The following is a 25,226-nucleotide window of genomic DNA, read 5'->3' as shown; positions in this document are numbered from 1 at the left end:
CTCCCGGTCCGTCCGCCGAGTGTGCAGTTCGGGTCGTGCGATCAGCGCCGGCACGACCCGAACTGCACGCTCGGCGCCAGCCCCGGGGTACCGCCCGCGTCCGCTGCCGCAGGTGGCCCGAGCCTCCCGGCACGAACCCACGGCCCGATCGAGCCGCACCACCCTCAGGCCACGACCTCCGGCCGCTCGGCGAACGCCAGGCGGTAGCGCTGCGGCGTGAGGCTGGTCGCCCTCTTGAAGTGGGTGCGAAAGTTCGCGGGGCTGCCGAGGCCGCTGCGGGCGGCGATCTCGTCGATGCTCAGGTCGCTCGTCTCCAACATCTCGCGCGCGAGCTCGATCCGCTGCGCGTGCAACCAGCGCAACGGCGTCTGGCCAGTCTGGCTGGCGAAGTTGCGCGAGAAGCTGCGCACCGAGCTGCGGGCCGTCGCCGCCATGGCGGTCACGGTGATGGGCTCGGCGAGCGAGCTCAGCATCCACTCGCGCGTGCGGGCGAGGGGGTCGCTGCCGGTGGGCACGACGGGGCGCTCGATGAACTGTGCCTGGCCACCTTCCCGGCGCGGAGCGGCGACGAGGCTCCGCGCCACCCGGTTGGCCACGCTCGCCCCCAGGTCGCGGCGCACGATGTGCAGGCACAGGTCGATTCCTGCGGCCACGCCCGCCGAGGTGAGCACGCTGCCTTCGTCGACGTAGAGCACGTCCGGGTCGACGTCGACCGACGGATGCTGTGTCGCGAGCTGCGCACAGCTCTGCCAGTGCGTCGTCGCCCTGCGCCCGTCGAGCACGCCCGCCTGTGCCAGGGCGAAGGCACCTGAGCAGATCGACACCATGCGTGCCCCGCGCGCGTGCGCCGAGCGCAGTGCGCCGAGCACCTCGCCGGCCAGCGGACTGTCGGCACGAGCGGCGCCGGGCACGATCACCGTGTCTGCGCTATCCAGCGCTTCGAGGCCGGCGCTGGGTGTCACGCTCGTGCCGCCCAGCATCGCGACGGGTCGCCCACCGAGCGATGCCGTGCACACCGAGTAGTGCGGCAGCTCCTCGCGCCCGAACACCTGCAGGGGGATGCCCAGGTCGAGCGGCAGCACCTCGTCGAGCAGCAGGACCACGACGCGGTGAGTACTCATGGCCGAATCCTATCGAAGAGAGGCATTTCAGCCACTGGTCTGTGCGCATGCGGCCCACGAGAGTGAGAAGCACCCGCTCACCACAAGGAGAACCGTGACCGCAACCCCGCTCGCCACCCCCACCGAGAACCGCTCGACAGACCGGCACCACTGGGCCGACCTCGTCCGGCTCGTGAGCATGCAAGCCCTCTTCTACGGCGTGCTCAGCGTGGATCTCACGCTCACCGCACTGGCCGGGCTCTCCCTGGCGCCGACGCCGCTGCTCGCCACCCTCCCCCTCACTCTCATGGTCGCAGCGGGCCTCCTCGCGGCCGTCCTCACCGGGCTTCTCGTGGCCCGCTGGGGCTACCGCCGCGTCATGGCGGCGGGGGCCGGGTTCGCCGTGATCGGCGGGCTGCTCTCGGCGCTGGCCGTCCTGCAGGGCTCGTTCCTGCTGCTGTGCGTGGGAACCGCACTCGTCGGCGCGTACACGGCGACCGGCGGATACGTGCGCTTCCTCGCCGCGGACCTGTCTCCGGACGGCCAGCAGGAGCGCGCCCTCTCGACCGTGATGTACGGCGGGCTCCTCGCCGCCTTCGCCGGGCCCTTCACGGCCCTCGCGGCCTCGCACGCCTTCGAGACCCAGTTCGTGGGCTCGTATCTCCTGGTCGCGGCCATCGGTGCCACCGCGATCCCCCTGGCGCTCAGCGTCTCGCGCGAGCCGACGGCGGCAGCGGCTGGGGCTGCGGCGCCCGACGATCAGCCTGCCTCGCCGGTCCGACCCATCGCCGTCGCGCAAGCCCTCAAGAACCCGGACTTCGTGGCGGCGCTCGTCATCCTGCCCGTCGCGGCCGCACTGATGACGCTCGTCATGGCAATCGGCCCGCTGGCGAGCACCCACGCCGGGCACTCCGAGACGACGTCGGCCGCGATGATCCAGTGGCACCTCGTGGGAATGTTCGCGCCGGCCGTCTTCAGCGGTGAGCTCCTGCGCCGCTGGGGGCCGTCGACCGCCACCCAGGTCGGCGCGACCGTGATGCTCGCGGGCGCCGTCCTCGGTGCGACCAGCGACGCGGCGCTGCCGATGATCCTCACTCTCGCGCTCGTGGGGATCGGCTGGAACCTGCTCTTCCTCGCAGGCTCCGCCTTCCTGCTGCGCTGCTACGAGCGAGGTGCCGGCAGCAGGCTTCAGGCCCTCGCCGAAGGAGTCACCGGCTCGGCATCCGTCCTCGCGTCGCTCGGCGCAGCCGTCGTCTTCCAGACACTGGGCTGGCAGGCGTCCAACCTGCCCGGGATCGTGCTGAGCGCCGCGCTGCTCGTCTGGGCGGCGCTGCGGGCGGCGACGACGGGCAGGCGCCACGGCACCTCGCCGAGCGTGGCAGAGAGGGTGTCGTCGGTGGCGAGCCGCTCCTCGGTGCCGACTCGGAGCGAGCACGAGCCCTCGTACAGCGGCCGTGCGAGGCGCTCGCGGGCGACGTGACCTCCCGGGGGCGCGGCGCCGTCGGGCCGCGCCCTGCCTCCGAGCGCCGTCCGGAGCCGAGGGTCCCCGAGCGCGGCCCGGAACCGGGGCGACCGGGCGAGGGGCTACCTCCTGGGAAGGCCGGTCGGCCCAGCGCGACCCTGGCCCGCGCCGGGAGGCGGCGTCCGCGCCGGGCGGCTCAGAACGCGTGTCCTCCTGCGCCGGCCACCCGCGCGCGGGAGAGTAGGGGCCATGCAGATCCTCTCCTCGATCGGGACGGCGCTGTTCACCGCTGCCGCCACGCTCGTCATGGTCCTCCTGCTCGCGGCGACCGCCCGCAGGGTCCTCGGGGTCCCGGTCGGGTGGATCCGGTCGATCCTCATGACGATCCTCGTGGTGACGCTCGGGTCGTGGGGGCTCACCGAGGGGTTCCAGCAGCTCGGGGTGCAGGAGTCCGACGGGTCGCTCACGGTCCACCCCGGGGTCGTCCTCGTGATCATCGTCCTCGCGTGGGCGTGGTCGTTCGTGATCGGCCTGGGGCTGCTGCTCGTCCTCGAGCTCCTGGTGCCCACGGGCAGCATCCCGACCCCGTGGCGCGCCGTCGTCGAGCTGCGCAGCGGGTCCAAGGACCTGTGGCGATACACCCAGATCATGGGGATCATGATCCGCCACGGCCTGGGCGGGTTCTTCGGTCGCGGCGCACGGCGTCGCAGCCACCAGCGGACCACGGACTCCGAGGAGAGGGCCGTGGCACGCGAGCTGCGGGCCGCGCTGAGCGACGCGGGCGTGACGTTCGTGAAGCTCGGCCAGATGCTCTCGACCCGCGCGGACCTGCTGCCCGCCGTGTACGTCGAGGAGCTGTCACGGCTCCAGAGCCAGGTCCCGCCCGCGCCGTGGGCGCAGATCGAGGTCATGGTCACGCGGTCGATCGGCGCGCCCGTGGACACCGTGTTCGCGCACCTCGACCCCGACCCCATCGCGTCCGCCTCGGTGGGGCAGGTGCACTGCGCGACGCTGCTCGACGGCCGCGAGGTCGTCGTCAAGGTCCAACGGCCCGGGGCGCGCCAGCAGGTCCTGGGCGACCTGCGGATCGTGCTGCGGATCGCGCGCAGGCTCCAGCGCGACACGTCGTGGGGGCCGTCGCTCGGCATCATGGACCTCGCCGAGGGGTTCGCGGCCTCGCTGCGCGAGGAGCTCGACTACACGACCGAGCTCGAGAACACGCTCGACGTGCAGGGCGCGCTCGCGACGATCCGGCGCTCGAAGCGGCACCCGCTGCCCGGGACGCACCAGGTCGACGACCCCGACGCGAACGTGCCCCTCGTCGAGATCCCGCACGCCCACCCCGAGCTGTCGAGCTCGACGCTCCTGGTCATGGACCGCCTCGACGGCACTCCCGTCGGGGACGCGGCCGAGCTCCTCGCGACGTTCGACGACGACGCGCGCCACGACATCGCTGCCCGGCTGCTGCGCGTCACGCTCGACCAGATCGTCGTGACCGGGGTGTTCCACGCAGACCTGCACCCGGGCAACGTCCTGCTGCGCGACGACGGCTCGCTCGGGCTGCTCGACTTCGGCTCGGTGGGCCGGCTCGACGAGGCCGAGCGGGTCGCGCTCGCGGCCGTGCTGCTCGCGGTCGAGGCCGACGACTCGATCGCGGCGACCGACGCGCTCATCGAGCTCCTCGACCAGCCGGACAGCTTCGACGAGCGCCGGTTCGAGCGCTCGGTCGGTCAGCTCATCCTGAGGTTCCGCGGGGGAGGGGCCGCGAGCAGCGGCTCGCTGTTCGCGGCGATGGTCCGCCTCGTGAACGACGCGGGCATGGGGGTGCCGTCGCAGGTCGCCGCGGCGTTCCGCACGATCGCGGCGCTCGACGGGACGCTGCACCTGCTCTCGCCCTCCTTCGAGCTCGTCTCGTCGGCGCGCGACGAGGGCGAGGAGCTGCTGCGCAACATGGTCAGCCTGCGCAAGATCCGGGCCAAGGCCGGGGCCCAGCTCCTGGCGTTCGCCCCGTCGATCGAGCGACTGCCGCGGCGGCTCAACAAGATCACGTCGGACCTCGAGGCGGGGAGGTTCACGGTCAACGTCCGGGCGTTCTCCGATCCCGGTGACCGGAGGTTCGTCACGAGCCTCGTGCAGCAGGTCATCTCGACGATCATCGCGGCCGCGAGCGTCGTCGGCGGGGTGTTCCTGCTCGTCGCGGAGAACGGGCCGCAGCTCACGAACGACCTGAGCTGGTACTCGGTCTTCGGGGCCGTGATGCTGTTCGTCGGCGCGGTGCTCAGCATCCGGGTGCTGATCTACGCGTTCCGCGGGGCACCGGGCGACCGGGGCTGACCGCACGGGCCGACGCGCAGCGCGGGCTGCTCCGCATCGCCGTGCCCGTGCGCCGCGCGGGGGCTAGCGTGCGCTCATGTCCCGTCGCGAGCTCGTCGTCCTCGGCACCGCCAGCCAGGTGCCCACCCGGACGCGCAACCACAACGGCTACGTCCTGTTCTGGGACGACGAGGCCGTCCTGTTCGACCCGGGCGAGGGCACGCAGCGGCAGATGCTGCGGGCGGGGGTGTCCGCGACGGACCTGACGCGGATCGCGATCACGCACCTGCACGGCGACCACAGCCTGGGGCTGGCCGGCGTCGTGCAGCGGATCAGCCTGGACGGCGTGCCGCACACGGTCCCGGTGTCCTTCCCGGCGTCGGGCATGACGTGGGTCGACCACCTGCTCGACGCCACGTCCTACCACCACCGCGCGGACCTCGCGCTGCAGCCGTTTTCCGCCGACGGCGTCGTCCCGCCCGTCCGGGCCGACCCCGGGTTCGTGTTGCGCGCCGAGCGCCTCGACCACGGGGTCGAGGCGTTCGGGTACCGGCTCGACGAGCCCGAAGGTCGGCGCATGGTCCCGGCGATGCTCGCGGAGGCCGGGATCCACGGACCGGCGATCGGGGTTCTCCAGCGCGAGGGCGTCGTGGAGGTGGGCGAGGCACGGACCGTCCGGGTCGAGGACGTGAGCGTCGTGCGCCCGGGGCAGTCGTTCGCGTTCGTCATGGACACGCGCCTGTGCGACGCGGTCCACTCCCTCGCACGTGGTGTCGACCTGCTCGTGATCGAGTCGACCTTCCTCGACCGGGACCGCGACCTCGCCCACGCGTTCGGTCACCTGACCGCGCTCCAGGCGGCGACGGTCGCCGCCGAGTGCGGTGTCCGGTCGCTCGTCCTGACCCACTTCTCGCAGCGCTACCAGGACCCGGCCGAGTTCTGGGCCGAGGCCAGGACCGTGTTCGACGGCGAGCTCACGGTCGCCGAGGACCTCGACCGGGTGCAGGTCCCGCCGCGCGTGCACTGAGCGGGCGTGGGGGTGGGCGCCGAGAACGGGGTACGGGCCGTTCTCGGCGCGGTGGCGGCCTCGTCCCCGTGCTCGACAGCGCGGAACCTCGTGCTCGGCGCCGCTACCCTCGGACCATGCCCGACCAGCCCGACCAGCCCGACCAGCCCGAGGCGCCCGCCGACGCCCCCCGCCGCCTCCGCTGGGGCTGGCTGCTCCTCGCCGCGGTGGTCGCGGTCGTGTCCTTCCTCGCGGTGAGCGTCCAGTCCGGCCAGTGCGTCGACTCCGTCACGCCCGGCGCGTCCTACTGCACGCGCGGGCCCGTGCTCGGCACGGGGGGCTGGCTCGTCGGCCTCGCCGGGGCGGGGTTCGTCATCTACGCGGTGCGTCGGGGGCTCGGCCGGAGGTAGGCCCGTGGGTGCCTCCCGCTACGGTCCACCTCATGGCTGATCGCGCGCACGGCGCCCCCACCCCCGACTCGTCCGTCGACCGCGAGGACTGGTACGGCCGGGACCTCGACGGCGAGACGTTCGAGCGGGTCGCGTTCGGCGACTGCGACTTCTCCGAGATCACGACGACGGGCGCCACGTTCACCGAGTGCACGTTCCGCAACGTCCGCTTCAACGCGTCGACCCACACCGACTCGGCCTTCGCGAACTGCACGTTCTCGCGCTGCTCGTTCTTCGACACCACGTTCACGCGCTGCAAGACCGTGGGGTCGGCGTTCACCGAGTGCAGCTTCGACCTCCTCAAGGTCGTGGGCGGCAACTGGTCGTTCGTGACGATGGCCGGGGCGGACCTGCGCAGCGCCTCGATCACGGGAGCGCGCCTGCGCGAGGCGGACCTGACGGGTGCCCGCTGCCAGGGGGCTGTGCTGCGCGAGGTCGACCTGTCCGGGGCCTGGCTGCACAAGGCCGACTTCACGGGCACCGACCTGCGCGGCAGCGACCTCAGCGCTCTCGACCCGCTGAGCAGCATCGTGCAGGGGGCCATCGTGGACCCGGCGCAGGCGCTCGTGGTCGCCGAGGCGCTGGGCCTGGACGTCCGGACGCACTGACGAGGCACCGACGCGGCCCGAGGCGCGAGGCCCGTGGCGCGCGGCCCACGGCCCGCGACCCACGGCCCGTGGCGTGGCCCGTGGCCCGCAGGCCCGGTGAGACGCGTCACGTTCGCGTCATGATCGCCTCCGGAGCGTGTCTCTTCTTCTGACAGGCGCTTCACGCCCGACCCTCGGGCACGCCGCGGAAGGACCCACCCATGTCGACGACGAGCGAGACCGACCTCCGGGCCTTGGCCGACGAGGAGCTGGTCGACGCCGTCCGCGGGGGCTCGCAGGACGCGTACGCGGTCCTGTGGTCGCGCCACTCGGGCGCCGGGCGCGGTGCGGCCCGTCGCGTCACGTCCTCGTTCGACCCGGACGACCTGGTCCAGGAGTCCTTCCTGCGCATCCTGCGCGCGATCCAGGCGGGCAAGGGGCCGACGGGTCCTTTCCGCCCGTACCTCTACCAGACGATCCGCAGCGTCGCGATCACGTGGTCGCACGCACCGGACCCGATCGCGGTCGACGAGGTCCCCGAGGTCGCGGACCCCGTGGACATGGCCGACGTCGTGGTCGAGGGGTCGGTCACCGTCACGGCCTTCAAGGCCCTGCCCGCACGCTGGCAGGCCGTGCTCTGGTACACCGAGGTCGAGGGCATGGACGCTCGCGAGGTCGCGCCGCTGCTCGGCCTGAGCGCTGGGTCGGTCTCAGCCCTGGCCTACCGGGCGCGCGAGGGGCTGCGCCGGTCCTGGCTCCAGGCCCACGTCAACACGACTGCAGTCTCCGACGAGTGCCGCTGGGCCGCGGAGCAGATGGGCGACTACAACCGGGGCGCCCTGAGCGCGCGGAACAAGGACCGCTTCGAGGAGCACCTCACGGGATGCCTGTCGTGCTCGATCCTGGTCGACGAGGTCGACCAGGTCGCCTCGCGGCTGGGCCTCCTGCTCGTCCCGCTGGTGCTGGGTGTCCCGGCAGTCCTGGGTGGCACCTCGGCGGCCCTCGGCGGAGCCGGCTTCGTCCCTGCCAAGGGCGTCTTCATCGACCCGACGGCGGATCTCACCCTCGGTGCCCCGGGCGCCCAGGGTGGGGGAGCGGCCGGGGGGGCAGGTGGTGGTGCGGGCGGCGAGCCGGCCGGGTCTGCCGGCGGTTCCTCGGGCGGCGGCCCGGCCGCCGCGGCTGGTGCGGGGGCGGCGGCCGGAGCGGCCACGGCCTCCGGGCTCTCCGGCGGGGCGATCCTCGCTCTCGTCACCGCAGGTGTCGCGGTCGCGGTCGGTGCTGTCGCGGTCGCGCAACCGTGGGACACCACCCAGCCGGTCGTGGCGGAGCACGCCGGGCCGAGCCCGCAGACCTCGGCCGACGGGGCGTCCCAGGCTCCGTCGGCCGACGGACCGGCCCTCGTTCCCGGGGCCGACCCGACCGATCCGACGACCGTCCCCGACGAGGTCGTCCCGGAGCGTGCACCGGCGACCGGGCAGGACGAGGGGGAAGCGGCAGAGCAGCCGTCCCGGGGAACGGGGACCGGTCGCGCGACGGCCCCAGCCCGCCCGGCGCAGGACCCGGCAGCGCCTCCGGCGGTGCCTCCGGTCGAGAACGTCGTACCGCCCGTGGACCCCGCACCGGTGGACCCGGCACCACCGACCGACCCGGAGACCCCCGTCGACCCCGAGACCCCCGTCGACCCCGAGATCCCGGTCGACCCCGAGCTCGCCGCCCCGACCCTGGTCGCCCCGCCTGCGGGCGAGCTCGTCTACCTGCCCGAGCTCTCGGGCACGGGCGAGCCCGGCGCAGTGGTCACGGTGTCGGCGACCAGCGGCGGAACCTCCGCCGTCGTGGCCAGCGCGGACGTCGCGCCCGACGGCACGTGGCGAGCGACGCCGTCGGGCAGCGCGACCGTGTGGGAGACGCTCACCGTGACGCAGGAGCGCAACGGCACGACCTCCGAGGCGACGCGCGTCCCGGGACCGTTCACGTTCCTGCTGCCCTCGATCCTCGCTCCGACCGACGGCGGGTCGATCCCCTGGGCGCCGACCGTCACGGTGCGCATCGACGGACGTGCAGGGCTCACGACCGAGGCGTTCCTCGACGGGCGGTCGACGGGCAACCCGCACGTGATGACGGGCAAGCCGCTCGACCTGGTCGCCTCAGGGCTCGCACCGGGCGAGCACACGCTCGGGCTGCGCTACGTCGACCGGGCGACGGGCGCCGTCGGGCCGATCGTGACCTCGACGTTCACGATCGGCCAGCCACCGAGCTAGTCGACGGGACGACGGACCACGGTCACCGGGCACGACGCGTACTCGACGGCCTGGCGGCTCACCGAGCCCAGCAGCAAGCGGTCGAACCCGCCCGTCCCACGGTTGCCGACGACGAGACGCTCGGCACCCTCGGCAGCCTCGATGAGCCCCTTCGCCGGGTGGGCGTGCACGACGCTGCGGCGGACCTGCTCCTCGGGCAGGTCCACGTCCGCGGCCTCGAGCGCGCGGTCGAGCTGCTCACCCGCGAACTTCTCGTAGTCGTCGATCGGTGGGGTCCAGCCCCACGAGTCGGGCAACGGGGCCAGCGTGACGATCTGCCAGCAGAACACCGCGTCCAGGACGGCGCCCGTGCGGCGGGCGACCTCGAGCCCGTGGCGCAGCGCGTGCACCGAGGTGCGGGAACCGTCCACGCCCACGACGACGCGCGGGGGTGCGTCGGCCGCGGCGGGGGCCGCAGCGTCCTCTGCCGCGTCGTCACCGGCCGGCCGCACGACCGTGACCGGGACCTGGGTCGCGCCCTGGACCACGGCCGACGACACCGAACCCAGCACCATCCGGCCCAGGCGCCCCAGCCCGCGGCTGCCCACCACGAGCATCTCCGAGTGCTCCGCGCGGGCCAGCAGCGCGGTGGCCGGCGAGCCCTGGACCTGCTCCGCGTGCGTGACCGCGTCGACCCCCGTACGGTGCCGGGCCTCGTCCAGGAGGGTCAGGACCTGGTCCTGCTTGAGGTCCGCGAGGTGGCTGAAGTCGGCCGGCTCCGAGGGGCGAGGACCGTCCCTCCAGGAGGGTTCCCAGGCGAGGACCGCAGTGAGCGGCACGCCCCGCGAACCTGCCTCGACGAGGGCCCAGTCGAGGGCTTCCTGGGACTGGACCGATCCGTCCACACCGACGACCACGTCACTCATCGACGTCACCTGCTCTCTCGTTCGACGACCGTCCAGTGCTCCGGTGCACCGTCCGCACCTCCATCTTCGCCGTTCGCGCGGGCGACGTCACGCCTGGGCGTGTCTGCTTGATCACGAGGGGCCGTCAGCATCGCCCGGACCGTGCCACGGCCTCAGAAGCGCGGCCCGTCGTCACCGTGCAGGAGGTTGCGGATCGGGGCCGTGGAGATGTCCACGCGGTCCACGAGGTCGGTCGGCCCGGACACGATCACGGCCCGGTCTGCGAGCGGCACGTACACCGCGACCGTCGCCCGGACGGCGACCCGGACGCAGGGGTGCGAGACGTCGTCGACCACGAACGCCGTGTGCTGCAGCGGGGCCTGGTCCACCTCCTCCACGATGGCCCGCATCGCGGAGCGGTAGTCCTGGTAGGCGTCGGCGAAGTCCGCGCCGGTCGGCCCCTCGGTGCCGTCGGGGGCGTCGTTGTGCAGGGGCGCGGCGAGGGCGCCGCTGAGCGCGGCCCGCACGATGTCCTCGACCTGCTGCGGGTCGTCCGTGCCGATGCGGAGCGTCTCGACGTCGACCGCCTCGCCGACGAACGACACGTACGCGCGCAGGAAGCGCTCCTCGGTCGGGTCGCGGTCGTCGCCCCCCGTCCCGGTGACGGTCTCCTCCTCGAGGTCCAGGCCCCACGTGAGCGGGTCCGTGATCTCGCCGACGACACCGCTGAAGCGGGCGAAGCGCGCGACGATCTGCTCCCACGACTCGTGGGCTCCTGCTGGTTCGTCCGGCTTGTGCATCGTCCTCCCTCGGACTGCGCGTGCCCCTGCCTCGAGACTGCCCCTCCGGCGTCCTGGGGTCAACGATGCTGGCGGCGCGTCCGTCGCGCACGTCGGGAGCGGGTGAGTCCGGTCGGCGGAACGTGTGGTCCGCCCGCCGGGACGACGTCCTGGTCTGCGACGACGCGTGCCAGCCTCGGGGAATGACCCAGGGGAGCACGCAGCCTGAGCGGCGTCCCACGAGACGTCGACGACGCCGCGGCCCCGGCTGGGTGCCCGACCAGCACGGCGCGTGGGCGATGCTCGCCGTGCCGCTGCTGGTCGGGGTCTTCCTCGGCAGACCGGCCTGGGTCCACGTGCCCCTCGCCGCGCTGTGGTTCGTCGGGTACTTCGCGTTCTTCGCGACCGGCCTGTGGTTGAAGTCCCGCTTCAAGGCGCGCTGGTGGCCGCCCGTGCGGGCGTACGGGATCGCGACGGTCGTCCCAGCCGTCGCGGTCCTGCTCCTGCGCCCCGACCTCCTGGCGTGGGTGCCGCTCTTCGCCCCGCTCGTCGCGGTGAGCCTGTGGAGCTCCTACCGGCGCAGCGAGCGCTCGCTGCTCAACGACGGCGCCACGGTCCTCGCGGCGTGCCTCATGATGCCGGTCGCGTTCGCGGCGGGCACGGGGCCCGCGCCGGGCGCCTGGCCGGGAGGGACGCTGCCCGACGGCGTCACGGGCGTCGCAGGGATCGGGTGGCCCCAGGTGTGGGCACTGTTCGTGGTCGTGCTGGCCTACTTCGCGGGGACGATCCTGTACGTCAAGACCCTGATCCGTGAGCGCGGCGAGCGGTCCTACCTCGTCGCGTCGATCGTCTACCACCTGGCGGCCGGCGTGGTCGCGTCCGCGGCCCTCGCGGCGGCCGGGCTCGTGTGGTGGCCCGCGGCTGTCCTGTTCGCCGGGCTCACGGTGCGTGCGTCCTGGGTGCCGCGCACCGAGGCGACGCCGATGCAGTTCGGGATGGGCGAGGTCGCGGCGAGCGTCCTCGTGATGGTGGTCGTCCTCGTGCTGCCGACGACGTACGACGGGGCCGGGGCGGGTGAGGCGCTCGGCCACGGGGCTGGGGCTCGGGTCGAGCGCGGGGCGGGGGCTCCGGTGGGCCACGGGGCGGGGGCTCCGGTGGGCCACGGGGCTGGGGCTCCGGTGGGCCACGGGGAGGGCGCTCCGGCCGCCCTCCGGGCGGACGCCACGACGGTCGTGGTGCCCTGACCTCGCGTTTCGGTCATCCTCACCTCGCCTAACGGTCACCGGCGGGCGGAACGGACAGCCTCCGAACACCGGTCGGGGTCCTGCCGAAGGTCACGGAGCGAGCCCCTCGTCACGCCCCTGGCGAACAAGGGCATATCCGTGGGGTCGGCCCCGTTGGTCCCGGATAGAGTCGTTGCGGTCAGGCCTGAGCACCACCGGTGCGGGTGTACGCCGCTCGTGAGGAGCAGCACATGTTCGAGAGATTTACCGACCGAGCCCGTCGGGTCGTCGTCCTTGCCCAAGAAGAGGCACGGATGCTCAACCACAACTACATCGGCACCGAGCACATCCTGCTCGGCCTCATCCACGAGGGAGAGGGAGTCGCAGCCAAGGCGCTGGAGTCCCTCAACATCTCCCTCGACGGTGTGCGCTCGCAGGTCACCGAGATCATCGGCGAGGGCCAGCAGGCCCCCAGCGGGCACATCCCGTTCACGCCGCGCGCCAAGAAGGTCCTGGAGCTCTCGCTCCGCGAGGCCCTTCAGCTCGGCCACAACTACATCGGCACCGAGCACATCCTGCTCGGCCTCATCCGTGAGGGAGAGGGTGTCGCAGCCCAGGTCCTCACGAAGATGGGCGCCGACCTCAACCGCGTGCGCCAGCAGGTCATCCAGCTGCTGTCCGGGTACCAGGGCAAGGAGCCCGTCGCTGCGGGCGGCCCTGCAGAGGGCCAGCCGTCCGGCTCGGCCGTGCTCGACCAGTTCGGCCGCAACCTCACGCAGGCCGCACGCGAGGGCAAGCTCGACCCCGTCATCGGACGCACCTCGGAGATCGAGCGCGTCATGCAGGTCCTGTCGCGCCGCACCAAGAACAACCCGGTGCTGATCGGTGAGCCGGGCGTCGGCAAGACGGCCGTCGTCGAGGGCCTCGCCCAGGACATCGTCCGTGGCGACGTGCCGGAGACGCTCAAGGACAAGCAGCTCTACACGCTGGACCTCGGCGCCCTGGTCGCCGGGTCCCGCTACCGCGGTGACTTCGAGGAGCGCCTGAAGAAGGTCCTCAAGGAGATCCGCACGCGCGGCGACATCATCCTGTTCATCGACGAGATCCACACGCTCGTCGGTGCGGGTGCTGCCGAGGGCGCGATCGACGCGGCGAGCATCCTCAAGCCGATGCTGGCCCGTGGCGAGCTCCAGACCATCGGTGCGACCACGCTCGACGAGTACCGCAAGCACATCGAGAAGGACCCGGCCCTGGAGCGTCGTTTCCAGCCGATCCTCGTCTCGGAGCCGAGCCTGCCGCACGCGATCGAGATCCTCAAGGGTCTGCGCGACCGCTACGAGGCGCACCACCGCGTGTCCATCACGGATGCCGCGCTGGTCGCCGCCGCGACGCTGGCCGACCGGTACATCAACGACCGGTACCTGCCGGACAAGGCGATCGACCTGGTCGACGAGGCGGGTGCGCGCCTGCGCATCCGTCGCATGACCGCCCCGCCGGAGCTCAAGGAGCTCGACGAGCAGATCGGCGAGGCGCGTCGCGACAAGGAGTCCGCGATCGACGAGCAGGACTTCGAGAAGGCCGCGCGCCTGCGCGACACCGAGAAGCAGCTCACGCAGCAGCGCGCCGACAAGGAGAAGGCCTGGAAGGCCGGAGACCTGGACACCGTCGCCGAGGTGGACGAGGACCTGATCGCCGAGGTGCTCGCGATGTCGACCGGCATCCCGGTGCTCAAGCTCACCGAGCAGGAGTCGTCGCGCCTGCTGAAGATGGAGGACGAGCTGCACAAGCGCGTCGTCGGCCAGGAGACGGCCATCAAGGCGCTCTCCCAGGCGATCCGCCGCACGCGTGCAGGCCTCAAGGACCCCAAGCGTCCCGGTGGCTCGTTCATCTTCGCCGGCCCCACGGGTGTCGGTAAGACCGAGCTGGCCAAGGCGCTCGCCGAGTTCCTCTTCGGGGACGAGGAAGCGCTCATCCAGCTCGACATGTCGGAGTTCTCGGAGAAGCACACGGTCTCGCGTCTCTTCGGTTCGCCCCCCGGCTACGTCGGCTACGACGAGGGTGGCCAGCTGACGGAGAAGGTCCGTCGCCGTCCGTTCTCCGTGGTCCTGTTCGACGAGGTGGAGAAGGCGCACGCCGACATCTTCAACTCGCTCCTGCAGATCCTCGAGGACGGTCGCCTGACCGACTCGCAGGGCCGCGTGGTCGACTTCAAGAACACCGTCATCATCATGACGACGAACCTCGGTACGCGGGACATCGCCAAGGGTCTCCAGACCGGCTTCAACGCCGGCGGCGACCTCGTGACGAGCTACGACCGCATGAAGGCCAAGGTGAACGACGAGCTGAAGCAGCACTTCCGCCCCGAGTTCCTCAACCGCGTCGACGACGTGGTGGTCTTCCCGCAGCTCTCGCAGACCGAGATCGTCCAGATCGTCGACCTGATGATCGCCAAGCTCGACAAGCGCCTGCGCGACAAGGACATGGGCATCGAGCTCACGACCGCCGCGAAGGCCCTGCTGGCCGAGAAGGGCTACGACCCGGTCCTCGGTGCTCGTCCGCTGCGCCGCGCGATCCAGCGCGACATCGAGGACGTGCTGTCCGAGAAGATCCTGTTCGGCGAGCTCAAGGCCGGTCAGATCGTCCTGGTCGACGCCGAGGGCGAGGGCCTGCTGGGCGAGTTCACGTTCCGTGGCGTCTCCAAGGACGACCACGAGCGTGGCCCGGTGAGCGTCGCCGCGACGGCAGCGCTCAACGCCCCCGCCGGCATCTCGACGGCCGACCTCCCGCCGACCGGCGAGCTGCAGGCCGGCGCGGAGTGAACCTCCCGGCAGCCACCGGCTGTCGCTCCCCGGTCGTCTGACGCCGACCGGCACGAAGGGCCCCGATCCTCACGGATCGGGGCCCTTCGGCGTGTGCGGAGATCCGTCCGGGACTGTGGGTTGTTCGGTGTGTGCGGGGGACCTGTCTGCTGCTGTTGGGCGGGTGGGGGGGGCGGGCGTGGGCGGGGCTCGTCCGCGACTGCGGCTGTGCGGCGTCGGCGGGGCCGGTCCGCAACTGTGGCTCTTCGGCGTGGGCGTGGGCGGGGCCCGTTCGTGACTGCGGCTGTGCGGCGTGTGCGGGGACCCATCCGGAGCTGCGGCTACTTGGCCGTGGGCGTGGGCGTGGCCGTGGGCGTGCGCGGGGACGTAGGGCCGTGGGCGCGGGACCAACGTCCCTGACGGCGGAGTGCCCCTCGACGAGAAACTGGTACTTCGGTATCAGTTCACGAGAACGGCAGGCACATGGCTCCTCAGTACACCGCGACGGTCACCGGCACCGCGAAGTCCCCGACACGCCTCGACGTCCAGATCCGCGACTTCTCGGTCACGATCGACGAACCCGCCTCCCTCGGCGGCGACGACACCGGCCCCAACCCCGTCGAGCTCGTCCTGTCGGGACTCGCCGGCTGCCTCAACATCACCACGCACATGGTCGCCAGGGAGCGTGGCATCGAGGTGCGCAGCCTGAGCGTCACCGCGACGGGATCGCTCAACCCCCAGCGACTCATGGGGCGCCCGACCCAGGACCGCGCCGGCTTCCAGGGCATCCGGCTCGAGATCGACGTCGACGCCGACGCGACCCCCGAGGAGATCGACGCACTCCTCGTGGCCGCCGAGGAACGCTGCTGCGTCGCCGACAACCTGATGAACGCGACCCCGGTCAGCGTCGTGCGTGCGGGGGCACCGGCCTCGGCTGCCTGAATCTGAGGGGTGGGCCACGCCGTCGGGCACGAGGGCGTGGCCCGCCACCTACGGGGCGTTCCGCCGGGCCGCTCCACCGGGGGCGGGTGGCACCGGTCCGGCGGCGCGAGTCGGACCGGACAGGACCCGGTCGGGACGGGCGTGACGTGCTCGGGACCGGACCTGGCAGGAGCGGGCGGGAAGTGGTCGAACCGGACGGAACCGGAGCGGACCTTGCCGTACAGGACCTGGTCGAGCCGGACCTTGCCAGGCCGCGAGACCGGGCATGGCGTGCCCGGACCCACGGCCAGGCCAAGCCGGGCCTGGCCCGGCCGGGGCGGACCGGCGTCGGCGGCTCCTCAGGGTCAGTCGTGCCCCGCGAGCGAGGCGAGCGCGGTACGCCACAGCTCCTCGGAGTGCTCGACCGCCTCGGGGGTGTCGTTGTTGTCCTGCCGGATCGTCACACGCGTGCCCTTGGGGTCCGGGGCGAGCGTGATCGCGACCTCGTGATGGTTCTCCGGGACGTCGGGCACGCCGCTCGCGGGGGAGTAGTGCGTGAAGCGCAGCGTCCTGGGCCGGTCCACCTCGAGGACCGTGCCGTGGTCCTCGAAGTGCTTGCCCTGGTACTGGCCCTCGAACGTGATCGCGCTGCCCGGCTGGTAGTCCGTCTCCACGTTCGCGCCCAGCATCCAGGTCGCGGAGGGGTGGACGAGCTCGGCCCACACCCTCTCGGGGCGGGCGGCGATGTGGATCGAGGCGGTAGCGACGAGTCCGGTCATGGGACCTCTCCTCTTCGAGCGGTTTTCCCCGACCGTAGCCCTCGGGGCGGGGGTCGGCACGTGCGGGGTGTGCACCGAGTGTGCAGTTCGGGTTGTCCTGAGCGCCCGGTGACCGCCCGAACTGCACACTCGGTGCACGTCGCGCCCGGACGTCACCCGGAGAGCGCCGCCTCCAGGACGTCGCGCACCAGGGCGACGACGTCGTCGGGGCGGAGGAGCTGCGCACGGTCGACGACGAGCACCGTCCACCCGCACCGCCGCAGCGCGTTGAGCCGTGCGCGGTCACGTCGGATGCGGTCGGGAGAGTCGTGGTGCGCCCCGTCGTACTCGACGGCGACCTTGAGCAGCGGCCACGCGAGGTCGACCCGCGCGACGAACCTGCCCGACGAGTCCCGGACCACGTGCTGGGTCACGGGTCGAGGGAGACCCGCGAGGGCGAGGAGCAACCGGAGCGCGCTCTCTCGCGGGGACTCGGCACCGGCGTCGCACAGGGCGATCACCTCGGGCACGCGCCGGACTCCCCGCCCACCCCGGAGCAGCGTCGCTGCGGCGAGGACCTCGTCGACCGGGACCCGGGAGCACGTGAGCAGGGCGTCGATCAGGGGCACCGCCACGTGAACGGGTTCGAGCCGCGCCAGGTCGAGCATGGTGCGCACGGGGGACGTGACCAGCCCGAACCCGCTCAGGCGACACACGTCGTCCGGACCGAACGTCGCGGACCGCACGGACAGCCGGGCACGTGACCTGACCCGGCGTGGTGGTGGGACGGCCATCTCGACCGGGTCGGTCGCGTCGGCCTGGCGGGCACCCCAGCACCAGGCGGCGCTTCGGCCGCAGACCACGGGGTCCGCACCCAGGGCAGCGCGCGCGGCGAGGATCATCGTGCCGTGGTCGAGCGGTTCGGTGGCGCCCAGGTGGACTCCGCGCAGGAGGGCGCGGTACGCCGGTCCACGGAGCCGGGACGCGGTCGTCAGGGACAGGGCGGTGCTTCGCCGGAACGGTTCGCCCCGCAGCGGCCGGGGGACGGAGGTGCGCATGGCGCAGTCTTGCGCGGTGGCCCTCACCTGCGCCTGTACCGGTTCGCCGACTGTGGACGAGCAACCACGGACGTGGCTTGTGGACGGCTCGAGTGTCTTTGCACGCCCCGTCCGGCGGCCCTGCCCTGTCCGGGCGCACAGGGCCGCCGGGTCGCCCGACCACCCGACCGCCGGGTCGCCGTGCCGCTCTGCCGCCCGACCGCCCGACCGCGCCCCCCCCCGATCGTCGGGTCGCCCGCCCGACCGCCGGTCTGCCCGACCGCCCGACCGTGCGCCCGCCCGACCGCCGGTCCGCCGTGCCGGTTGACCCGGCCCGGCCCGTGGACCGGAGGGAGGTCCTCGCCGAGTGTGCAGTTCGGGCTGTCCTGAGCGTCCGGCAGCAGCCCGAAGTGCACACTCGACGAGGCGACCCGCCCCGCCCCGCCCGATCCCCGCCCCGAACCGCCCAACCGCGGCCGCACCGCACGAGCCGAGCGACGCCGTCGGGCAGGAGCAGCAAGCACCAGCAGCAGCAGCAAGCACCAGCACCAAGAACGGCAAGGAATGACCCACCCAGCCCTCAGCCCGCCTCGCCGAACGCTGCCGCGAAGCGCGGCAGGCTCGCCTCGAGCGTCTCCGTGCTCGCGGTGAGCGAGATGCGGAACCGGCCCGGCGTCTCGAAGTACTTCCCGCCGAGGACCAGGACGTCGTGCTCGGCGAGGAGGGTTTCGAAGGCGCGGTCGTCGGGGTCGGGGGACCGGGGGAAGAGGTAGAACGTGCCCTCGGGGCTGTGCAGGTCGTAGCCGATGTCCCGCAGTCCGGTCACCATGAGGTCGCGCTTGCGCTGGTAGAGCGCGACGTCGAACGGGATCCGTTCGAGGAGCGGCAGTGCGTGCTGGAGGACGGCGTTGGGGAACGCGTACCCGATCGCGATCTGGAGCGTCTCGATCGCGGGCCGCAGGTCCTCGTGACCGGGCATCGTGGGTGGGACCGCGAGGTACCCGATGCGCTGGCCCGGCGCGAGCAGCGTCTTGCCGTAGCTGTAGGCCAGCAGGGTCCACGGGTAGACCTCGGCGGGGCTGTGGAAGGCCAGTCCGTCGTAGACGATCCGGTGGTACGGCTCGTCCGACACCACGAAGATGCGGCGTCCGGCGCGGGCTGACGCCTCGTCGAGCAGCGCGGCCAGACGGCGCAGCTCACCCAGGGGGTACACGCGCCCGGTCGGGTTGTTGGGCGTGTTGACGAGCACGACGCGGGTGCGCGGCGTGATCGCGTCTGCGATCGCGTCGAGGTCCAGGTCGAAGGTCTCGGGGGAGACCGGCACCTTGACCGGCACGAGCCCGGCCTCGCGCACGATCACCTCGTACGCGAACCACGGCGGCACGCTGTAGACGACCTCGTCGCCCGGGTCGCACACGAGCTTGAGCGCGAGGGCCAGCGCGGTGAAGCCGCCTGTGGTGAGGTGCACGTCGTCGGGCTCGAAGGGGAGGTCCACCACGTCCCGCAGCGACTCCGCCGCGGCGGTCCGCGCGGCGGGCTCGCTGACCTTGTACCCGAACCAGTGCTCGTCGCGTGGGACGGCGCTCGCGCGCAGCGCCTCGACGTACTCGGTCGGGGCGGGGTCGTGCGGGTTGCCGAACGTGAGGTCGAGGACACCGGGGCGGGCGCGGCGCTCGGGGTACTCGTGCGCGAAGAAGCCCAGCAGGACGTCGAACGGTGTGGACCGTGCGAGGTCGCGCGCGCGTCGGGAGATCGTCTCGTCGGCCATGGGAGCTCCTCGCTCGGGCGACGGCGGTGTGTGGACGGCGGTGTCCGTGAGGTGGTCGCCGGACGGCGACGGGAGTGGCCGGAGGGCCGCGCGGAACAGGCGGTTCCACGCTAGCACCGGGCCTGCGGGCCGGCCGGGGAAGCATCCCTCGATGCCGAGTGTGCAGTTCGGGCTGTCCGTTCGCGCTGATGACAGCCCGAGCTGCACACTCGACGATCGGCCCGACGGCGCCGCTCACCCCGGGCGCGTACCGCCCCGCCGCAGGGACCGGCCGTGGGCGACCTCACACCGCTTCCTGACGGGCCGACACGTTAAGATGGTCTGTCTGTCCGACTTCGTAGTTGGGGCGGTCGAACGGTCTGCGGCATCTCGCGACACGTCTCGATCCGGGCTGGAAACCCCACGATCCCCGCGACGTCCCGAAGGTCGGTCATGCCTGTCTCCACTCCCACCACCTCTGCGCCCTCAGGCCAGGTGGTCCCTCCCTCCGCCGAGCCTCACGGCTCCGTCCCGGTCGAGCCGGACGTCGCGGTCGAGCCGGGCTCGCCCGTCACGACCGGCCCCCGTCGCTGGTGGATCCTCGTCATCCTCGCGCTGACGCAGCTCCTCGTCGTGCTCGACGGCACGATCGTGAACATCGCCCTCCCGCAGGCCCAGGTCGAGCTCGGGCTGACCGACACGCAGCGTCAGTGGGTCGTCACGGCCTACGCGCTCGCGTTCGGCGCGCTGCTGCTCCTCGGCGGTCGCATCGCGGACTACTGGGGTCGAAAGCGCACCTACCTGCTGGGGATGGTGGGCTTCGGGGTCGCGTCGCTGCTCGCGGGCCTGGCGCGCAACGGCACCGAGCTCGTCGCGATGCGCGGTCTCCAGGGCGTCTTCGCGGCGCTGCTCGCGCCCGCCGCGCTCGCGCTGCTCACGGTCTCGTTCCCGCGCGGCCGCGACCGGAACACCGCGTTCGCGGTCTTCGGGTCGGTCGCAGGGGTGGGCGCCGCCGTCGGGCTGGTCCTGGGCGGGGCCCTGACCGAGTTCGCCGACTGGCGCTGGTGCCTGTGGGTCAACGTGCCCGTCGTGGTGGTCGCGCTGGTCGCGGGCCAGGTGCTGATCCGTGAGAGCCGGGCCGAGGGGGACAACCGGTACGACGTCCTGGGGGCCGTCACCGTGGTCTTAGGCCTGGGGTCGCTCGTGTACGGCTTCACGCTCGCCGAGCACAGCTGGGCCGCGCCCGAGACGATCGCGTGCCTCGCGGCGGGCGTCGTCCTCCTGGCGTTGTTCGTGCGGGTCGAGTCGCGCGTCGCGCAGCCCCTGCTCCCGCTGCGCGTCCTGACGAACAGGGTCCGCGCGGGCGCGTTCCTGCTCCAGGCGATCTTCGGTGCGCTCATGATCGGTGCGCTCCTGTACCTGGCCCTGCACCTGCAGATCGTCATGGGGCTCTCGCCCCTGCAGGCCGGGCTCGGCACGTTGCCCATGACGATCATGACCCTCGTCCTGGCGCCCGTGGTCACCCAGCTCCTGGCGCGCGTCGGGCCGCGGCCGCTCATGATCGGCGGGCCGCTCGTCGCCGCGGCCGCGCTCGTCTACCTGAGCCGGATCACGGTCGACGGGTCGTACGCGGTCGAGGTCCTGCCGGCCCTCCTCGTGCTGGGCGCGGGTATGGCCCTGGTGCTGGTGCCGCTGCAGAACGTCGCGCTCGCGGGCGTCGAGCCGCACGACGCGGGTGCGGCGAGCGCGACCGTCAACGCCTCGATGCAGATCGGCGGCTCGATCGGGCTGTCCGTCTTCACGACGCTCTACGCGGGTGTCGTCGCCGGGGCCGTCGTCACGGACGAGGCGTCGCAGCTCGCGGCGTTCGTCGACGGGTACTCGGCGGCGTTCGTCGCGACCGCGGTCACGTTGGTCGTGGGCGCCGTTCTCGCGGCCGTGCTGATCCGCGGCTCCAAGGAGCGCCTCCTGCCGCAGGGCGACCAGGTCGCGGTGCACCTGGGCTGAGTCGCGCCGGTGGGCGCTGCGCCGGCCGCCCGACGGCGTCGCTCGCCCCGGGTACGCCGCCGGCACGTCGTCGAGTGTGCAGTTCGGGCGGTCTCTCGGCCTCGGGGACAGCCCGAACTGCACACTCGAGGGACCGCGCCGGGTGGACGCCGCGCCGTCGGGCCGCCGGGAGCGACGGCCGGGCTCGCGCAGGCAGGACGTCAGCCCGCGAGGAGCGCCCGGATGTCCCGCTCCGCCTGGCCCGGGGACGCCGTCCGGCAGCCCTTGTCCACCCAGCCCTGGATCAGGCGCGGCTCGTCGCGCAGCAGCCCCCAGCCCCGGCGCAGCAGGGTCAACGGCGGCTTGCGCGACTCCCCGAGGTCGCGCAGCAGCCGGAACCAGAACGTCATGAGCCGGGGCCGCCGCAGGCAGATCGCATCCGCCAGGATGCCCTCGGCCCGGCAGGCCGCGACCAGCTCGGCCGCGAAGATGCCCTCCGCGATCACGAGGCGCGACCCGCTCACGTCGAGATGCGTCGTGCCCGTACGGCGCGACGTCGGGATGTCGTACACCGGGACGTCCGAGTGGCCCGTCGTGACGAGCGCGAGCAGCGCCTCCATGGCGCTCGCCGAGTCCCAGCTCCCGGGGGAGTCCCAGTCGACGATCCCGAAGCGCTGCGGCATCCCGGGGTGGTCGACGTCGTGGTAGAAGTCGTCGAGCTCGACGACAGGCAGCCCCAGACGCCGGGTGAGCGACGTCTTGCCCGAGCCCGACGGCCCCGTCAGCAGGACGATCCGACGGGGTGGGACACGCGTGCCCTCGGGCAGGTCGAAGAGGCCGTTCGTCACCCGACCATTCTCCCAGCCCGCGGACGCACCCGGGTGCGCGGCGCCGTCGGGCCGCGGAGGCTCATCGAGCGGAGCCCGGACCTGGGCCGGGGAGGGACCGCGAGCCGAGCCCGGACCTCGACCGGGGGAGGGCCGGCGAGCGGGGCCCGGACCTGGGCCCCGGGTGGGAGCCTGCGGGAACTACCTACGTAGCGAACTGTGCGGGCGCCACTGATGTGGCAGCCGCGACACGCGGCCTAGCGTGACGGCACACGAAGCCGCGGCAACGGTGCCGCAGCCGTGCTGGGGAGGCGGTCGATCATGCAACGCAGCAGACGGTCCGTGAGGCGGTGGCTCGCAGGAGTCGCCGCGACGGCAGTGGTGGCAGTACCGCTCGTCGCGCAGGTACCCGCGGCGTCCGCGGCAGAGGCGTGCGCGCCCGCGTGGTCGGCGTCGTCGGCGTACACGGGCGGGAGCGTCGCGTCGTACAGCGGGTCCAACTACAAGGCGTCGTGGTGGACCCAGGGCGAGACACCCGGGTCGCAGCAGTGGGGCGCGTGGAAGATCGTGGGGCCCTGCGGGACGGACCCGACGGGGACGACCGGCGGGACCACAGGGACGACCGGTGGCACGACGGGGACGACCGGCGGGACCACAGGGACGACCGGTGGGACGACCGGCACGACCGGTGGCACGACCGGGACGACCGGCGGGACCACGGGAACCACCGGTGGCACGACCGGAGGCGACCCGACCGGCGCCGACCCCGGCACCCCCATCTCCACGAACCCGCAGGAGAAGTGCCGCCCCGACGGGCTCGCCGTCAACAAGACCGTCGACGTGCCCTACTGCGACGTGTACGACGAGGCCGGGCGCGAGAAGCTGCCCAACGGGCTCGACCGCCGCGTGATCGGGTACTTCACGTCGTGGCGCACGGGCAAGGAGGGGACGCCGTCGTACCTGGCGAGCGACATCCCGTGGACCAAGCTGTCGCACATCAACTACGCGTTCGCGCACGTCGGGCAGGACTCGAAGATCTCCGTGAACGCCGAGTCGGCCACGAGCGAGGCGACGGGCCTCACGTTCGCCGGTGCCGAGAACGCGCTCGACCCGACCGTCCCCTACAAGGGCCACTTCAACCAGCTCACCAAGTTCAAGAAGCAGCACCCGGGCGTGCGCACGCTCGTGTCGGTCGGTGGCTGGGCCGAGACCGGTGGCTACTTCGGGGCCGACGGGAACCGTGTCGCCTCGGGCGGCTTCTACACCCTGGACACCCAGGCCGAGTACGACGCGTTCGCGGCGTCCGCGGTCGCGATGGTGCGGACCTACGGGTTCGACGGGATCGACATCGACTACGAGTACCCCACCTCGAACGTCAAGGCCGGGAACCCGGACGACTTCCAGATCGCCGACGCGCGGCGCGGGCAGCTCTGGAAGAACTACGAGCAGCTCATGAAGACCACGCGCGAGGCCCTCGACAAGGCCGCGGCCCAGGACGGCGAGTACTACATGCTGACCATCGCCGCCCCCGCGTCGGGGTGGCTGCTGCGCGGCATGGAGGTCTTCCAGATCATGCCGTACCTCGACTACGTCAACGTGATGTCCTACGACCTGCACGGGACGTGGAACGACTTCGTGGGCGGCAACGGCGCCCTGTTCGACGACGGCAAGGACGGTGAGCTCGCCGCGGCCGGCGTGTACGGGGCGTACGACGGGATCGGGTACCTCAACGCCGACTGGGCCGCGCACTACTTCCGCGGAGCCGTGCAGGCCGGGCGCATCAACATCGGCGTCCCGTTCTACACGCGCGGCTGGACCAACGTGCAGGGCGGGACCAACGGGCTGTGGGGCAAGGCGGCGCTGCCCGACCAGACCAAGTGCCCGCCGGGCACCGGTCCCTCGCTGGGCGGCACGTCCAAGTGCGGCAACGGCGCGGGCGGGATCGACAACATCTGGTACGACGTCGACAAGGCCGGGGCGAAGATCCCCGCAGGCGGCAACCCGATCTGGCACATGCTGAACCTGCAGAACGGGAAGGTCGGCTCGTACGCCGCAGCCTACGGCGCACCGACCGGTCCGCTGACCGGGACCTACCAGCACAACTTCGACCCGGTCACCAAGACCGAGTGGTGGTGGAACGCGCAGACGAAGTCGTTCATCTCGGGCGACTCCGACCAGGCGATCCAGGCCAAGGCCGACTACGTGGTCGCGGGCGGCTACGGCGGCCTGATGATCTGGGAGCTGGCCGGGGACTACGGCCTGGACACGGCGAGCGGCGAGTACGGCATGGGCGACAGCCTCGTGACGCGCATGCACTCGACGTTCTCCACCGCGGCGCCCTACGGCGCGGCCAAGTCCAAGACCGCGACGCCCGCGCAGGCCATCGACCTGGGCGTGTCCTTCTCGGAGTTCGCGCTCGGAGACAACAACTACCCGATCAACCCCCGGGTGACGTTCGCGAACAGGTCGACGGTCGCGATCCCCGCAGGATCGACCATCTCGTTCGACTTCGCGACGACCACCTCGGCTGCGCTCGGCGAGCAGAACGGCTGGGGCATCACCACGGTCGCCGGCCACTCGGGCAACAACGTGGGCGGGCTCAAGGGAGACCTGCACTCGGCGACGCTCAAGGTGCCCTCGGGTGGCATCCCGGCGGGTGGCTCGGCGTACACCAAGCTGTCGTGGCGGCTGCCCATGGCGCAGATCTCGAACGTGCGGGTCACGATCGGGACGAACACCTACGCCACGACCTACGACCACCCGCGCGGGGTCAAGGTCGTGAACCCGGTCGTCTCCGGCGGGACGACGGGCGGGACCCCCGGCGGCACCCCAGGTGGGAACACCGGTGGTGCCGGCTGCACGGCGGCACCGTGGGTCGCCGGGACGGCGTACAACGGCGGCGCGCAGGTCACGCACGCGGGCCACAGGTGGTCTGCCCGGTACTGGACGCAGGGCAACGCCCCGGTGGCCAGCGACTGGGGGCCGTGGAAGGACGAGGGGGCGTGCTGACCTGAGGCTCGTGCCGGGGTAGAGGGATCGCGTCGAGGGAGAGGGTTGGAGCCCTCAACCTCGACGGCGGCCCTCTACCCCG

General features: G+C 72.5%; 18 protein-coding genes. 11 read left to right on the top strand and 7 right to left on the bottom strand.

The genetic code is table 11. The features are described from left to right. Positions 1-164: 164 nt before the first annotated feature. Entirely contained in the window at positions 165-1,103 is a 939-nt protein-coding gene (locus ACFVQ3_RS06790; protein ID WP_387636690.1) for a GlxA family transcriptional regulator, read from the bottom strand. A gap of 112 nt (positions 1,104-1,215) precedes the next feature. Between ACFVQ3_RS06790 and ACFVQ3_RS06785 the strand changes: the two genes are divergently transcribed. From ACFVQ3_RS06785 to ACFVQ3_RS06760, 6 genes are all read left to right on the top strand, one after another. Beyond that, a complete protein-coding gene (locus ACFVQ3_RS06785; protein ID WP_387636688.1) occupies positions 1,216-2,580 on the top strand; it encodes an MFS transporter in 1,365 nt (454 codons plus the stop codon). A gap of 231 nt (positions 2,581-2,811) precedes the next feature. After that, positions 2,812-4,896 carry an ABC1 kinase family protein gene (locus ACFVQ3_RS06780; protein ID WP_387636686.1) on the top strand — a complete coding sequence of 695 codons (2,085 nt, stop codon included), beginning with the start codon at positions 2,812-2,814 and terminating at the stop codon, positions 4,894-4,896. A 76-nt stretch (positions 4,897-4,972) separates the two neighbouring features. After that, a complete protein-coding gene (locus tag ACFVQ3_RS06775) occupies positions 4,973-5,902 on the top strand; it encodes a ribonuclease Z (protein ID WP_387636683.1) in 930 nt (309 codons plus the stop codon). A 116-nt stretch (positions 5,903-6,018) separates the two neighbouring features. Beyond that, a complete protein-coding gene (locus ACFVQ3_RS06770) occupies positions 6,019-6,291 on the top strand; it encodes a hypothetical protein (protein ID WP_387636681.1) in 273 nt (90 codons plus the stop codon). 32 nt (positions 6,292-6,323) lie between these two features. Further along, positions 6,324-6,938, top strand: coding sequence for a pentapeptide repeat-containing protein (locus ACFVQ3_RS06765; RefSeq protein WP_387636678.1), 615 nt, complete (start codon positions 6,324-6,326; stop codon positions 6,936-6,938). Between the two features lie 200 nt (positions 6,939-7,138). Beyond that, positions 7,139-9,175 (top strand): sigma-70 family RNA polymerase sigma factor, encoded by a 2,037-nt coding sequence (locus ACFVQ3_RS06760; RefSeq protein ID WP_387636676.1) that lies wholly within the window; start codon positions 7,139-7,141, stop codon positions 9,173-9,175. On the opposite strand, the gene ACFVQ3_RS06755 is transcribed toward ACFVQ3_RS06760, so the two are convergent. Next, entirely contained in the window at positions 9,172-10,080 is a 909-nt protein-coding gene (locus tag ACFVQ3_RS06755; RefSeq protein WP_387636673.1) for a universal stress protein, read from the bottom strand. The genes ACFVQ3_RS06760 and ACFVQ3_RS06755 overlap by 4 nt on opposite strands. A 152-nt stretch (positions 10,081-10,232) precedes the next feature. Next, positions 10,233-10,859 carry a hypothetical protein gene (locus tag ACFVQ3_RS06750; protein WP_387636671.1) on the bottom strand — a complete coding sequence of 209 codons (627 nt, stop codon included), beginning with the start codon at positions 10,857-10,859 and terminating at the stop codon, positions 10,233-10,235. Between the two features lie 182 nt (positions 10,860-11,041). Between ACFVQ3_RS06750 and ACFVQ3_RS06745 the strand changes: the two genes are divergently transcribed. The 3 genes from ACFVQ3_RS06745 to ACFVQ3_RS06735 all read left to right on the top strand — a co-directional run bounded on the left by ACFVQ3_RS06745 (position 11,042) and on the right by ACFVQ3_RS06735 (position 15,801). Beyond that, positions 11,042-12,082: a YwiC-like family protein gene (locus tag ACFVQ3_RS06745; protein WP_387636669.1), complete on the top strand. Its 1,041-nt coding sequence runs from the start codon at positions 11,042-11,044 to the stop codon at positions 12,080-12,082. 230 nt (positions 12,083-12,312) lie between these two features. Further along, entirely contained in the window at positions 12,313-14,880 is a 2,568-nt protein-coding gene (locus ACFVQ3_RS06740) for an ATP-dependent Clp protease ATP-binding subunit (protein WP_387636666.1), read from the top strand. A 462-nt stretch (positions 14,881-15,342) separates the two neighbouring features. Then, on the top strand, positions 15,343-15,801 hold the full coding sequence (locus ACFVQ3_RS06735) for an OsmC family protein (RefSeq protein ID WP_387636663.1): 459 nt from the start codon (positions 15,343-15,345) through the stop codon (positions 15,799-15,801). A 344-nt stretch (positions 15,802-16,145) separates the two neighbouring features. Here the strand turns inward: ACFVQ3_RS06735 and ACFVQ3_RS06730 are convergent, their stop codons facing one another. From ACFVQ3_RS06730 to ACFVQ3_RS06720, 3 genes are all read right to left on the bottom strand, one after another. Beyond that, positions 16,146-16,559, bottom strand: coding sequence for an SRPBCC domain-containing protein (locus tag ACFVQ3_RS06730; protein WP_387636661.1), 414 nt, complete (start codon positions 16,557-16,559; stop codon positions 16,146-16,148). 152 nt (positions 16,560-16,711) lie between these two features. Further along, positions 16,712-17,596 carry a DUF559 domain-containing protein gene (locus ACFVQ3_RS06725; protein ID WP_387636659.1) on the bottom strand — a complete coding sequence of 295 codons (885 nt, stop codon included), beginning with the start codon at positions 17,594-17,596 and terminating at the stop codon, positions 16,712-16,714. Positions 17,597-18,155: 559 nt separating this feature from the next. Beyond that, a complete protein-coding gene (locus ACFVQ3_RS06720; RefSeq protein ID WP_387636656.1) occupies positions 18,156-19,343 on the bottom strand; it encodes an aminotransferase class I/II-fold pyridoxal phosphate-dependent enzyme in 1,188 nt (395 codons plus the stop codon). Positions 19,344-19,775: 432 nt separating this feature from the next. Here ACFVQ3_RS06720 and ACFVQ3_RS06715 point away from each other — a divergent pair, with 432 nt between their 5' ends. Next, positions 19,776-21,329: an MFS transporter gene (locus ACFVQ3_RS06715; protein ID WP_387636653.1), complete on the top strand. Its 1,554-nt coding sequence runs from the start codon at positions 19,776-19,778 to the stop codon at positions 21,327-21,329. A gap of 200 nt (positions 21,330-21,529) precedes the next feature. Here the strand turns inward: ACFVQ3_RS06715 and ACFVQ3_RS06710 are convergent, their stop codons facing one another. Then, positions 21,530-22,156 carry a uridine kinase gene (locus ACFVQ3_RS06710; RefSeq protein ID WP_387636650.1) on the bottom strand — a complete coding sequence of 209 codons (627 nt, stop codon included), beginning with the start codon at positions 22,154-22,156 and terminating at the stop codon, positions 21,530-21,532. Between the two features lie 300 nt (positions 22,157-22,456). Between ACFVQ3_RS06710 and ACFVQ3_RS06705 the strand changes: the two genes are divergently transcribed. After that, entirely contained in the window at positions 22,457-25,144 is a 2,688-nt protein-coding gene (locus ACFVQ3_RS06705; protein ID WP_387636648.1) for a glycosyl hydrolase family 18 protein, read from the top strand. The last annotated feature ends 82 nt before the right edge of the window (positions 25,145-25,226 follow it).

Source organism: Oerskovia sp. NPDC057915 (assembly GCF_042887685.1).
Lineage (GTDB): Bacteria > Actinomycetota > Actinomycetes > Actinomycetales > Cellulomonadaceae > Oerskovia.
This window is presented reverse-complemented; position numbering and strand designations above follow the sequence as displayed.